Origin of the sequence: Streptosporangium sp. NPDC050284 (genome assembly GCF_044459525.1) — a bacterium.
Classification (GTDB): domain Bacteria; phylum Actinomycetota; class Actinomycetes; order Streptosporangiales; family Streptosporangiaceae; genus Streptosporangium.
In genome coordinates this window covers 75,537-87,700 of sequence record NZ_JBITIZ010000005.1, presented here as the reverse complement: position 1 = coordinate 87,700, position 12,164 = coordinate 75,537, and the positions used below count along the sequence as shown (strand labels likewise).

The following is a 12,164-nucleotide window of genomic DNA, read 5'->3' as shown; positions in this document are numbered from 1 at the left end:
CGCACGACGCCGTCCGCGTCCGCCACCGTCGGTCCGGCGCGATCTTCTCCGCGACGGACCGTTCCCTCCGCCGACATGCGCGCCGTATGCCAAAATGATCACTCTCCCGGAGGCGTGAATCGGTCCATCCGGATTACCGAAAAGGCAGTCAACGCCATCAGGAGAGGATGTCGGTTGTCCGTGACGGATCTGGAGCCCGCCTGCGAGCTTCGCGAGCTTGCCGATCACCCCCACCTGGCGGCCCGTCAGGACCAGCTACGTGATCTCGCGGACGCGGTCGCCGATCCCGAGATGGCCGGGCACTGGTGCGAGGTCGACCTGTTCGCCGCCTTCTCCCCCGACGACACCATCCTGGTGGACGGGGAACCGGCGGAGACCACGTCCTCGCCGAGGAGGCCGGGATGGCGACGTGGGCTCGGCGGCGCCGTCGGTCCCGCCCTCGTCTTCGTACCGATCTTCATCACCTGGCTCGGCCTGATGATGGCGACCGGCGCCTACGGCGACCTCCTCGCGGCCGGTGGCCTGGAGGCGGCCCGGCGGCCCTTCCTGGAGATGTGGCAGCAGGGCTTCGGCGGCAGGTTGCCCGCATTCTTCAAGTTCGACAACATCGCGCTCTGTACCCTCGCGGCCATCTTCTGCCTCATCTGCTGGACCGTGTTCGAGAACGTCACCCGGAACACCAGGGAGGACGCCTCGGAGCGGGAGCTGCGCGCCCTCCGCGTCCGGCTCCGCAGGGCGCTGACCGGGGCGAGCCTGGTGCTCGGACAGGTCCGCCTCTCCGCACCGGAGCGGTTCGGCTCCGAGCTCAGCAAGGCGGCGGCCGACATCGGCTTCGTCGGGACCACGGCGCGCAAGGTGCACACCGAGCTGGTCGAGGCGCTCACCCTCACCCTGGAGGCCACCCGTAAGACCACGGACGCACTGGCCGGTAGCGCGATCGACGTGCGCGACGCCGTCGAGCACCTGGGCGGGCACCTGGCAGCCGTCAACAGCACCTGTGACGACCTCGCCGCGGCGGTGGCCCGCTTCTCGGCCGTGATCGACACCGCGGGATCCACGGCCGGCCAGGCCGTCACCGACGTCGGGAACCAGTTGTCGACGACCATCTCCCGGACCACCCTCGACATGCGCCAGGCGTTCAACAACGAACTCGTACGATCCATCACGTCGGTCCAGGGCAGCGTCTCCGGCCTGAACCTCCGGATCGACGAGCTGGTCGGCGTGACGGCGAACATCGGCCACGCCGTCGACCGCGCGGCCATCTCGATCGATTCCGTCGGCTCGTCGACGGAGAAGGCGGTCGACCAGCTCGGCGCACGGGTCACCGACACCATCGCGGGCACGGCCAGAGAGCTTCACCGGACCTTCGAGGGCGCCGGTACGGAAATCCGGGAGGCGCTGGAGAGCTGGTCCGCCGTCGCCCGAACACACACCTCCCCGATCGACGCCGAAACCGGCACCGGCACCGATGGAACAGACGACAGCGGCGGCGACGAGCCGGACTCACAGCGGAAAGTCCGAACCTCGCAATGACCACCCGCAGAAGAACCTCCACCACGACCCTGTTGGCCGGCTGGCTCTTCGCCGACCTGCTGCTCGGACTCACGATCATCATGCTGGGCGCGCAGGCGCCGCCCTCCTCCCCCACCGACCTCGTGACGGACGGCACCCGGTTCCAACCGGACCCCCTCCAGTCCCCGCCCGACTCGACCCGGCCTCCGAGCGAAGAGCCACCGGCGGAAGGGCCTTTCGCCGAGAAGCCCCTGGAGGAGGCCTCGGGAAGAGAGCTCCGGACCGAAGATCCCAAGGAGGAGAAGGGCCCGGTCAAGAAGGAACCCGAAGAGAAGAGTCCTGCCCGGCCCGGCCCTTCGCCGTCCCCCTGCACCGGTCTCGTCGGAGGCGTCCGGGCGAAACCGGTCACGCTCTCGTTCCGGGTCACCCCCGGCGCCGGTGACGGCGTACTGGCCGCACAGGTCCGCCAGGAGTTACGCAGGCACCGGGACAGACTCGCCGGACGGCGCGTCGGCATGCTTCTCACCTTCGGCTCCGACGACGGTGCCAGGGGCGGCGTTCAGCTCGCCTCCAGGGTCAACGCGGCCATCCTCGAGGCGTACCCGGGCACCTTCGGCACGGCCGTGACCCGTGACTTCCACGACCTCTCCGCCCCGAGCGGGTCGATCTCCGCTGAGATCTACTTCGTGACCCACGGCTGCTCCCCCACGGCCCCGACGTCGTTCGACAAGTGAACGGGGTCCCCCATCGAGTGACGTGCGGGCCGGCGAACCAGCCCTTTTGGCTCCGTCATCCGGCGATCCGGACGCGCCGCACGGCCAGGTGGAACGCCGCTTCGGCAGGCTCAAGCAGCGGCGGGCCGTCGCGACCCGCTTCGACCGGCTCACCGGTCGCTACCCGGCAAGCGCTACTCGGTAGGGCGCCGCCATGGCATGCCTCATGCTCCGGCAGCGCCCTACCGAGCCCTGCCGAGCCATCAGACCTCCCTAGTAGCGGGGTTTGCGGCTCAGGGCGATGCCGGCCACCAGGAAGATGCCGCCGATCACCCCGGCGCCTATCGCTCCCGGAGTGTTGGCGGGGGTGCTGCTCGCCTGGAAGACGGCGGTGACGATGCCCATCACGCCGCTGATGTAGCAGAAAATCGTGATGAAGATCTTGACGTTGGTGCTCACTGGATTCCTTCGGTGGGGCGACGGCCGTCTGTGGGCGCGTCGGGGGCGGTACCGGCTGCGGTGAACCCGAGGAGCATCACCCAGGCGTTGGGGTCTGCGCGGAACCGGTTCCAGCGGTCGGCGGCGAGGGCGAACTCTCGAAGCGACAGCACACCGGCCGCGAGGAGCGGCTGCAGCCGTCCCGGGCCGAGGTGGGGGGCGAAGTCATCCGTCGGTCGGGTGTCGTTGGTCGTGGCGAACGGGCGAAGGGCGACCTCCGTGAAGCCGGTGTCACGTAACAGGCGGGTGAGACGGCGGCCGATCGTGCGGTCACCGCCGGCGGCCTGCTGGGTCGCCGCCATCTTGGCGTGGATCCCGGCGAGTTCCGGGTAGGTCGGGTCCGCCAGGCCCCAGCAGGAGGCGTCCACCTCGGTGACCAGGACGCGGCCACCCGGGCGGAGGATCCTGCGGGCTTCCGCGAGGGCCGGTGCGGGGTCGGGAAGATGCTGAAGGACGTACCTGAGGAGTACGTATCCCACACTCGCCGTTTCCAGCGGCAGGTCGGCGGCGTCGGCGACGATGAGTTCGGCACCGGCACCCTCGGCGTGGGCGAGCAGGTCGGGGTCGATGTCCACGGCGACGAGCGACAGGTCGGGCATGGCCCGGCGCAACCGCCTGGTGATCGCGCCAGACCCCGCGCCGACCTCGACGAGCGGGCCGTTCGACGCGGTCAGTCCCAGCTCGCGCAGCAGGCTCAGCTCCTCGTCGAACGAGAGCGCCGCCTGGGCCTCCAACCGTGCCAGCTCTCCTGCCATCCCACCCGCCGTGGTGGCGGCGGGGTTGTACGAACCGGCGTTCGGCGCCGAGGCTGCGGGGGTGGCGGGGGCTCGCCGGATGGGAACGGGCCGTGCGGTGTCGTGGCCGGTGACGGTCGCCGCCGGTGGCGGAGGGGTGTCGTGGCCGTTGTCGGTCGGATGAGCAGCGGTGGCCGGGGGCGGAGGGGTGGGGACGGTGGTCATCGGGGGCTCACGGTCATGCGCATGCCGTGCTTCGGCCGTAGCGTCACCAGCGCCTCCGGCTCCACCGGGAAGCCGGGTTCCAGCGTGAGCCGTACCGACTGGGCCAGCATCGCGAGGACCAGCGTCGCCTCGGTGAGCGCCAGGTGCCGGCCGATGCAGACACGCTCGCCGCCGCCGAACGGCAGGTACAGGTGGCTCGGCAGGTCGGCGCCGTCGAAGCGGTCGGGTACGTACGCATCCGGGCGGTCCCAGTAGCGAGGGTCGCGGTGCAGGACCCACTGGCTGACGCACACCAGCGTGCCGGGCGCCACCGGATGGCCGTCGAGCTCGTCGTGACCGGTCGCGCGGCGGGAGATCAGCCAGACCGGGGGGTACAGGCGCATCGCCTCCTGCACGGCCCGGCCGCACAGTGGCAGGTCGAGCAGGTCCGCGGCCGTGGGCCGGCGTCCGCCCAGGACGTGGTCGACCTCGGCGCGGATCCGTTCCGCCTCCTCGGGATGGCGGTCCAGGAGGTAGAGGGTCCAGGTCAGGGCCTTGGCGGTGGTCTCGTGGCCCGCCATGATCAGGGTCAGCACCTGGTCGCGCAGGTCGGTGTCGGACAGGGAGCCGAGCATGGTGTCGAGCAGGGTGCCGACGGCCTGGGGATCCTGGGGAGAGGCGCGGCGGGCGGCGATCACCGTACGGGTGATCATGTCAAGGAGGGCGCGGGCGCGTACGTAGCCCTGCCGCCTGCGGACGGTGTCGGCGGGATCGGGATCGGGGTCGGGTACGTAGTGGCCGATGAAGCGGTTGACGTCGTCCACCGCCCGGCCGAACCCGTCGCCCGTCCCGCCGAGGTCCACGTCGAGCACCGCGCGGGTCAGGATCGACAGGGTGAGCGAGGTGAGCTGGTGGTCGATCGGCTGGGGGGCGCCGGTCTCGGCGGGGCCGCGCCAGCGTTCCAGCAGGGCGGCGGTCTCGTCGGTGATGATCTCGTCGAAGGAGGCGACCGCGCCCCGGCGGAAGGCGGGGGCGCACAGCCGGCGCTGACGTGACCATTCCGCGCCGGTGCTGGTGAGCAGGCCGTTTCCGAGCAGCGGGCGCAGCATGTGGTCGTCCGGCGTGTTCTTCTTCGTGTAGTTGCCGACGTTGTCCTTGAGGATGTGCCGGGCGAGATCCGGGCGGTGCGCCATGAGGACGGTCTCGCCGTTCGCGTGGTGAGCGGTGACGTCGCCGTACCGGCGGGCCAGGCCGGTCACGAACCCCAGCGGGTCGCTGCGCATGCGTCCCATGTCCACGGGGCTGGACGGGCCGGGGGGAAACCGCGTGCCTGTGGTGGTCACCGACGCCTCCGTTCAACGTACTTAAGTATCCGCATTACGTATTCACGGGTGCCGGATATACGTATTGAGTATTGTTGATGATTCCATCCGTACTGTGGGATGCTGCTAATGTAACACCGCACAGAAGAAGGTATCAATACTTACATGAATGGCACATAAGTTAAGTCTTGGTAAGCGCCGCCCGACATGCGACAGTCCATTTCAGTTGCCGACGCAGAAAGCAGCGGCAAACACCCGAGAGGGAGAATCGCATGGCTCTCGAACCGCAGGAGCGCGCGGAGTTCATCAACGCCTACACCCGTACGCTCATCACCGCCTGGTCGGATGAGGAGTACGCGGCCCGGCTGAACGCGAACCCGCGTGCCGCGCTGGCCGAGTCCGGGCTGGTCGTCCCGGAGGACGCCGAGATCGTCATCGTGCGGCACATCCCCGAGGGGCACGAGGAGGGCAACCTGGACGTCCAGGTGGGTCTGTGGGAGGTGGGCCTGGCGACCGGGCAGTTCGAGTTCCACATCCCTGAGACGCCGGTGGTCGACGCCGCCGAGCTCAGCGAGGGGGACCTGTCCGACATCGCGGCCGGCGCCGCCGACGCGGCCGCCTGCTACTACTGCTGCTGCCCCTGCTGCTGCTGCACCTGATCTCCGGCGCAATTCCGGCATAATTTCCGGCGCCATTTTTAAAATCGCCATGCCGTTCCCGTCAACGTCTCCATCGGAGGAATAAGTCGATGGCTTCCGCCGCCGCGGAAAACGATCCGGTCGCCGTCACCGGCCTGAACAAGCGCTACGGAGAGCACACGGTGCTCACCGATCTGAGCCTGCGGGTGCACCCCGGTGAGGTGTTCGCCTTGCTCGGGCCGAACGGCGCGGGGAAGACCACGACCGTGGAAATTCTCACGGGAGTACGGCGGCGGAGCGGTGGAGACGTACAGGTCCTCGGCCAGGATCCGGCCAGGGACCGTCGGGAATGGCGAGCGCGTATCGGGGTGGTCGGCCAGTCCACCGGCTCCTACCCCGATCTCACCGTGGGTGAGGTGGCGAGACATTTCGCCGCCATGTACCCCAGGCCGCTGCCGCCCACGCAGGTGCTCGACATGGTCGGCCTGGGACAGTACGAGAAGAAGAAGACCACGGAACTCTCCGGCGGCCAGCAGCGCCGCCTGGACGTGGCGGTCGGCGTGATCGGCGACCCAGAGTTGATCTTCCTTGACGAGCCCACCACCGGGCTCGACCCGGTCGCCCGCCGCGAGGCGTGGGAGCTGGTGCGGTTCTTCTCCGGGCGCGGCTGCACGACGGTGCTGACGACCCACTATCTGGACGAGGCCGAGACGCTCGCCACCCGGGTGGGGGTGATCGCGGGCGGGCGCCTGGTGGCCTGCGGGCCGCCGGCCGAGCTGGGCGGGCGGGCAACGACCCCGGCCACCGTGTCGTTCCGGCGATCGGAGTCACTCGCCGGCCGGGAACTTCCCGACCTGCCCCGGGGGGCGGTGCTCGAACCGGGTCCGACGGGCGCGGGCGACCCGGTCACCGTTCTGACCTCGGAGCCGACCCAGCTGGTGAGCCTGCTGGGTGCCTGGGCCGAAACAGAGCTGCCCGAGCTGACCGTGCACCGGCTCACCCTGGAAGAGATCTACCTCAACCTCATCGACCGGCATCGCGAGCAGCCGGAGGAGAACACGTGAGCGTCATGGAATCCGTCCACGCGCCCGGTCGCGGTCTGCTGCCCGACCTGTGGCGGGCCAGTGCCGCCCGGTCGTCGGTCGAGCTGAAGTCGTTCTTCCGCAACAGGCAGTCGCTCGTCTTCACCCTGTTCTTCCCGGTGATCCTGCTGGTGGTGTTCGGCGCGATCTTCACCGGCAAGGTGCAGGGCACCGAGACCGACTTCCGGCAGGTCTTCATGGCGGGCATCGTCGCCGCCGGTGTGATGAGCACCGCCTTCTCCGGGCTCGCCATCAACATCGCGATCGAGCGGGACACCGGTCTCATCGGCAGGCTCGCGATGACGCCGATGCCCAAGGCCGCCTACTTCATCGGCAAGCTGGTGAAGGTCGTGGTGACCACCGTGGTGGAGATGGTGCTGCTGCTGGGCATCGCGGTGACCGCGTTCGGGCTGCCGCTGCCCAGCACCGCGCAGCGCTGGTTCACCCTCGCCTGGGTGCTGACGCTGGGCACCGTCACGTGCGCGCTCACCGGGATCGCCTACAGTGCGGCGATCCCGAACAGCCGCTCGGCCGCGGCGATCGTGACGCCGGTGTTCATGGTGCTGCAGTTCATCTCCGGAGTCTTCTACCCCTTCCACCAGCTTCCCGCGTGGATGCAGAACACGGCCGCGCTGTTCCCGGTGAAGTGGATGGCGCAGGGGTTCCGTTCGGTGTTCCTGCCGGACAGCTTCACGGTCGTGGAGCCGGCGGGCAGCTGGGAGCTCGGCCGCATCGCGCTCGTCCTCGGGCTGTGGGCGGCCGGCGGCCTGCTGCTCACCGCGTTGACGTTCGGCTGGCGCACCGCGCGTGCGCGGTGATCCGTCCAGGTGGGGACGCGTTCAGGTGGGGACGCGTCCCGGCGGGTGATCACGTCAAGGCAGGTGATTCGTCCAGACAAGGTGGTTCGTCCAGGTGAGTGATCCCATCCAGGCGGTGGCTCGTCCAGGTGGGGGATCCCGTCCAGGTGCTTGACCGGGCAGGCCGTTGACCAGACGGGCCGTCGATCGGGATAGCGGCTGATCAGGCAAGCGACAGCAAGGGAACCGACGCGTGACGGCAGGCACTCAGATCCGTCTCCCCGCCCACCTCCCCCATCCCTTCTCCCCCGCGGGACGGGCCGATCCCTATCCAGCCTACGACTGGCTACGTTCCCGCGCCCCCGTCCACCACGACGTGATGTCGCGGCTGTGGCTGGTGACCGGGCACGCCGACTGCGCAGCCGTACTGCGTGACCGGAGGTTCTCGGCGAGCGCCGGACAGCAGGGGCGGGCGCGCGGCGAGGAGTTGCCGCCGTCGATGCTCACCACGGACCCGCCCGACCACACGCGGCTGCGCGCGCCGGGACTGCTGCTGCTTGGCCCCGCGGCGATCGCGTCGGTGGCCGGGGGGGTCGCCGCCGACGTGGACGACCTTCTCGAACGGCTCGCGGGCGAGAGCGTGGTCGACGCGGTCAGGGAGATCGGGGGCCCGCTGTCCACCTCGGTCTTCCTGCGGCTGTTCGGACTGGCGGAGAGCGACAGGAAGGTCTTCGAGCAGCTCGCCCAGGCGGCCTCGATCAACCTGGATCCGCTCGCCGGGCCGCAGGTGGCGGCGCTGGGCAGGTCGGCCATGTCGGAGCTGAGCCGCTTCCTGGACGAGCGTCGCGCGAGCGCCGCGCCCAGCCCGCTGACCCGGTTCGCCGCCGACGACCGGCTCACCCGGGCGGAGATGCTCGGGGTGCTCGGGCTCGCCGTGGTCGGCGGGTGGCAGCCGCTCGCCGAGGCGATCGGCAACGCGCTGTACTGGCTGCTTCCCCGGCCGCAGGCGCTCGCCGCGCTGCGCGGGGGCGGGGACGAGTTCGCGCGTACGGCGATGGACGAGTTGCTGAGGTTGGAAGCGCCGATCCCCTTCACGGCGAGGGTCGCGGTCGAGAACGTGACACTGCCCGGCGGCGAGGTGCCCCGGGGGGCGAGGGTGCTCGCGGTTGTTGCCGCCGCCAACCGGGACCCGGCCGTTTTCGACAGGCCGGGAGAGCTGCTGCTCGACCGGACGCCCAACCCGCACCTCGCCTTCGGCGGGGGGCCGCACTTCTGCCTGGCGGCGCAGCTCGTCCGGCAGACGGGGGCGGTGCTGCTCGCCCGGCTGGCCGGGCGGTTCCCGGCCGCGTCACTCGCCGACGAGAAGCCGGCCTGGGCCGCCACCCTCATCCCCCGGCGGCTGCGCTCCCTCCCGGTGAACCTGGGCGATCCGGCTTCCCCTCCGGCGGACCCGGGCAACCTGCCCTCCTTCGGGACGGACCTGGGCGTCCCGGACTTCCCCACGGTGGACCCGGGCTCCCTCCCGATGGCCTCGCGTTCCCTTCCGGTGGACCCGGGGGGCGGGGATGCGTACTGAGGTGCTTGTGATCGGCGCCGGGGTGAGCGGGCTGACCTGCGCCACCCGGCTGGCCGAGGCCGGGGTACGTACGGCGGTGGTCGAGGCGAGGTCGCGGGTGGGCGGGCGGATACGGACGTTTCGTCCTGCGGACGGCGGCCCCTCGCTGGAGCTGGGCGCGCAGATCGTCCACGGGGACCTGAACCCCGTCCACGGGATCGTGGACACCGAGACGGCGCCGCGGCCGACCGCGGCCCGGGTGGTCAGTGGGCGGGTGGGCCGTCCTATGGGGGCGCTGGCCCGCACGCCGCATCCGCCGTGGGCGCTGGAGGCGAGGCTGAACGCCGAGGGCGCCGGGATCGGTGAGTCGGTGAACGACTGGCTCGTGGACAGGGGTGGGCCGTACCCGGTGGCGAGCGAGTGGTTCCGCCAGATCTGGGCCACCGATCCGGAGCGGCTCAGTGCCCGGGGCGTGGCCGAGGCCCATCGGGGGGACACCGCGGGGCGGGGGGAGTTCGTGGTGTCGGGCGGGTTCGACCTGCTGCCGGGGCGGCTGGCCGCGGGGCTCGACGTGCGTACGGACTGCCCCGTCCAGGTGCTCGGCTGGTCGCCGGGGCGGGTCGCCGCGCAGACGCCCGCCGGGATCATGGAAGCGGAGCGGGTGGTGGTGACCGTGCCGCCCTCGGTCGTGACCCACGGCGCGCTCACCGTCAAGGATCTGCCGGAGCCCAAGGTCGAGGCCGCGCGTGCCCTCGCCGGTGGGGACGGCTGCTGCGTCGTCGCGACCCTGTCCGTGCCCGCGCCGGAGACGGCGTCGGTGTTCGACGCGGACGGGGTCGGCGGTTTCGTGAGCTGCCGCGAGGGGCGTCCCGAGGCGTTGATCGTGGCCAGGGACGCGGCGGCGGCCTACGTGCGCGCCGCGACCACCGGCTCCGGCCTCGCGCCTCTCCTCTCCGTGGCCCTGCCCTGGGCCGCGCGGGCCGAGGTGGTGGGCACCGAGGTCGCCGACTGGGGGTCCGACCCGTGGAGCCGGGGTGCGTTCACCGCGCCGCTGCTGGGCGCCGAGTGGGCTCCGGTGATCTGGGCCGAACCGGTCGCGGACACGCTTTTCTTCGCGGGCGAGGCCACGGTCTCGGGGACGCGCCTGCCGTGGGTTCAGGGGGCGATCGCCAGCGGGGTGATCGCCGCCGACCGGCTCCTGGAGGCGATGGGCTGATGGCATCACATTCGGAAGATCCACAACAGTCGGCGCGGTCGACGACACCGCATCCGGAAAAATCGCGACATCTAGCGCGGTCGGCGGCATCACACCCGGAAAAATCACGATATCCAGAGCAGTCGACAGCACCCCAAGCGCACTCGACGGCACCGCACTCCGGCTGGTACCTGCCCGCCTTCACCTCGGAGCTGGAAGCCGAGGTGACCCCCCTGGAGATCGGCACCCGGCGGCTGGTGGCGGTGCGGACCGAGACGGGGCTCCGCGTCTTCGACGCCGACTGCCCGCACCGGGGCGCGCATCTCGGCTACGGGGGGCGGCTCTCCGGCGGCTGCCTGGTCTGCCCGTTCCACGGCCGCAGGATCGCACTGGGCGACGCGGCCGGACGGCTGTCGGTACGCGAGCACCACGTGATCGTCTCCGGTGAGGCCGTGTTCGTCCGCCTCTCGGACGGCCCTGAGGACGATCGGGGACTCACCAGGGCACTCAAGGAGCTGGAGGCGACCCACCCGCTCACGGCGGCCGTGACCAGACCGCTCGCCGCCGATCCCGCACTGGTCGTGGAGAACGCCTTTGACGTCGACCACTTCACTGAGGTGCACAAGGTGCCGAGGCTGCGCGGGATGGCGCATCGGGACGGGGACGAGGGCGAGCTCGTCATCGAGGGCGAGTTCGTCATGGGGGCGAAGCCGGGGAGCACCTCGGGGCAGCAGGTCACCCGGGCCGGGTTCCTGGCCCGCGCCTACAGTCCCGGCGTGGTCGTCACCCGGTTCGGGCCGCCGGGGTGGGAGCAGGTGATCGTCACCGCCGCCGTGCCGTACGAGAGGGGCGGGTGCGTGGCGCGGGTGGCGATCGGGGTCCGTGCCGAGCAGCGCGGGGAGTTGCCGCTGCTCATCCACGGCAGTGAGCGCGCGCTGGAGGAGGACGCGGTGATCTGGGAGCGGCTGAACCCGCGGGCGGTGCCCCGCTTCGACAGCAGGGACGTCGCGGTGGTGGCCTACCGGGAGTTCTGCGCGACCTTCGGGGAGCCGGCGTGAACGGGTTGCGGGTCGTCAGCTCGGGAGCGGGTCCCGCGGTGCTGTGGGTGCACGGCTACACCATGGACCTCACGCTGTGGAAACCGCTGTGGAAGCTGCTGCCCGGCTGGCGGCACATCGGCGTGGACCTCCCCGGCCACGGCGACTCCGAACCGTTGCAGCCGGGCGTGACCCTGCCGTCGCTGGCGTTAAGGCTGGCCGAAATAGCCGAGGCCGAAGCGGCGGAGCGGGTCGTGGGACTCTCCTTCGGCTCCAGCGTCGCGCTGCAGATGGCCCTGGACGCGCCCGAGGTGGTGCGACGCCTGGTGCTCGCGGCGCCGACGCTCGGCGGCGCGCCGCCCGACCCGGCCGCCCGGCGGCGCTACATGGAGCTCATGATGGTGCGCAGGGCGGGCGGCGGGCGGGAACAGATGGCCGAGCTGTGGATGAGCTCCCCTCCTGACATCTTCCGCGGCACCGAGGCGCACCCCGAGCTGCGGGCGCGACTGCGGGCGGTGATCGGCGGGCACTCCTGGGCCGAGCTGGACACGGGGGCGATGGCCGCGCTCAGCGCGCACCGGCATCCTCCTGAGGATTTGACCCGGATCAGGGCCGCCACCATGGTTATCATCGGTGACTCGGACATGCCCACCTTCGTGGCCAATGCGAAGACGCTGCGACAGATGGTGCCCGAATGTCATATTCGGACAATCCTTAACTCGGGGCACCTTCCCCTGTTGGAGCAGCCAGAAATGTCGGCAAAAGCGGTATTTGCGGGACTGACATTATCTGAGAGAGTAGATCGGGTTTGAGGCTGTTGTACGAGCGTTTACAGTTAGACACCCGTAAGGGGGGTTAGTTGCCCCTGCTATTGAGT

Annotated in this window: 12 protein-coding genes; 9 read left to right on the top strand and 3 right to left on the bottom strand. The window is 70.6% G+C overall.

What is annotated here, in order from left to right:
* The first annotated feature begins 174 nt into the window (after positions 1-174).
* Both ACIBH4_RS13715 and ACIBH4_RS13710 read left to right on the top strand, forming a co-directional pair.
* Positions 175-1,533, top strand: a complete 1,359-nt coding sequence (locus tag ACIBH4_RS13715) for a hypothetical protein (protein ID WP_362763614.1) — start codon at positions 175-177, stop codon at positions 1,531-1,533.
* Positions 1,530-2,246, top strand: coding sequence for a hypothetical protein (locus tag ACIBH4_RS13710; protein WP_362512812.1), 717 nt, complete (start codon positions 1,530-1,532; stop codon positions 2,244-2,246). Before ACIBH4_RS13715 ends, ACIBH4_RS13710 begins: the two co-directional genes overlap by 4 nt.
* Before the next feature lie 252 nt (positions 2,247-2,498).
* Here ACIBH4_RS13710 and ACIBH4_RS13705 read toward each other — a convergent pair whose 3' ends face one another.
* From ACIBH4_RS13705 to ACIBH4_RS13695, 3 genes are read right to left on the bottom strand one after another with little or no spacing between them, the layout of a single operon-like run.
* Complete coding sequence (locus ACIBH4_RS13705) at positions 2,499-2,684, bottom strand: hypothetical protein (RefSeq protein ID WP_362512816.1); 186 nt, start codon at positions 2,682-2,684, stop codon at positions 2,499-2,501.
* Positions 2,681-3,682, bottom strand: a complete 1,002-nt coding sequence (locus tag ACIBH4_RS13700; protein WP_362512819.1) for a methyltransferase domain-containing protein — start codon at positions 3,680-3,682, stop codon at positions 2,681-2,683. The genes ACIBH4_RS13705 and ACIBH4_RS13700 overlap by 4 nt, the downstream gene beginning before the upstream one ends.
* Positions 3,679-5,004 (bottom strand): cytochrome P450, encoded by a 1,326-nt coding sequence (locus tag ACIBH4_RS13695; RefSeq protein WP_362512824.1) that lies wholly within the window; start codon positions 5,002-5,004, stop codon positions 3,679-3,681. Before ACIBH4_RS13695 ends, ACIBH4_RS13700 begins: the two co-directional genes overlap by 4 nt.
* Positions 5,005-5,255: 251 nt before the next feature.
* Between ACIBH4_RS13695 and ACIBH4_RS13690 the strand changes: the two genes are divergently transcribed.
* The 7 genes from ACIBH4_RS13690 (at position 5,256) to ACIBH4_RS13660 (ending at position 12,099) form a co-directional block, all read left to right on the top strand.
* Positions 5,256-5,642, top strand: a complete 387-nt coding sequence (locus ACIBH4_RS13690; protein WP_362512827.1) for a hypothetical protein — start codon at positions 5,256-5,258, stop codon at positions 5,640-5,642.
* 89 nt (positions 5,643-5,731) lie between these two features.
* The gene (locus ACIBH4_RS13685) at positions 5,732-6,685 is read left to right on the top strand and encodes an ABC transporter ATP-binding protein (RefSeq protein ID WP_362512830.1); all 954 of its coding nucleotides are present in this window, start codon (positions 5,732-5,734) and stop codon (positions 6,683-6,685) included.
* Positions 6,686-6,690: 5 nt separating this feature from the next.
* Positions 6,691-7,521 carry an ABC transporter permease gene (locus ACIBH4_RS13680; RefSeq protein WP_362513020.1) on the top strand — a complete coding sequence of 277 codons (831 nt, stop codon included), beginning with the start codon at positions 6,691-6,693 and terminating at the stop codon, positions 7,519-7,521.
* A 232-nt stretch (positions 7,522-7,753) separates the two neighbouring features.
* On the top strand, positions 7,754-9,076 hold the full coding sequence (locus tag ACIBH4_RS13675) for a cytochrome P450 (protein WP_362763611.1): 1,323 nt from the start codon (positions 7,754-7,756) through the stop codon (positions 9,074-9,076).
* The gene (locus ACIBH4_RS13670; protein ID WP_362763608.1) at positions 9,066-10,271 is read left to right on the top strand and encodes an FAD-dependent oxidoreductase; all 1,206 of its coding nucleotides are present in this window, start codon (positions 9,066-9,068) and stop codon (positions 10,269-10,271) included. Before ACIBH4_RS13675 ends, ACIBH4_RS13670 begins: the two co-directional genes overlap by 11 nt.
* The gene (locus tag ACIBH4_RS13665; RefSeq protein WP_362512840.1) at positions 10,271-11,308 is read left to right on the top strand and encodes a Rieske 2Fe-2S domain-containing protein; all 1,038 of its coding nucleotides are present in this window, start codon (positions 10,271-10,273) and stop codon (positions 11,306-11,308) included. Before ACIBH4_RS13670 ends, ACIBH4_RS13665 begins: the two co-directional genes overlap by 1 nt.
* Complete coding sequence (locus ACIBH4_RS13660) at positions 11,305-12,099, top strand: alpha/beta hydrolase (protein WP_362763605.1); 795 nt, start codon at positions 11,305-11,307, stop codon at positions 12,097-12,099. Before ACIBH4_RS13665 ends, ACIBH4_RS13660 begins: the two co-directional genes overlap by 4 nt.
* Positions 12,100-12,164: the final 65 nt, after the last annotated feature.

Excerpts from the sequence above, each read along its gene's own strand:
- ACIBH4_RS13665 (WP_362512840.1), top strand. The coding sequence starts at position 10,271 with ATGGCATCACATTCGGAAGATCCACAACAGTCGGCGCGGTCGACGACA.
- ACIBH4_RS13710 (WP_362512812.1), top strand. The coding sequence starts at position 1,530 with ATGACCACCCGCAGAAGAACCTCCACCACGACCCTGTTGGCCGGCTGG.
- ACIBH4_RS13685 (WP_362512830.1), top strand. The coding sequence starts at position 5,732 with ATGGCTTCCGCCGCCGCGGAAAACGATCCGGTCGCCGTCACCGGCCTG.
- ACIBH4_RS13690 (WP_362512827.1), top strand. The coding sequence starts at position 5,256 with ATGGCTCTCGAACCGCAGGAGCGCGCGGAGTTCATCAACGCCTACACC.
- ACIBH4_RS13680 (WP_362513020.1), top strand. The coding sequence starts at position 6,691 with ATGGAATCCGTCCACGCGCCCGGTCGCGGTCTGCTGCCCGACCTGTGG.
- ACIBH4_RS13700 (WP_362512819.1), bottom strand. The coding sequence starts at position 3,682 with ATGACCACCGTCCCCACCCCTCCGCCCCCGGCCACCGCTGCTCATCCG.
- ACIBH4_RS13670 (WP_362763608.1), top strand. The coding sequence starts at position 9,066 with ATGCGTACTGAGGTGCTTGTGATCGGCGCCGGGGTGAGCGGGCTGACC.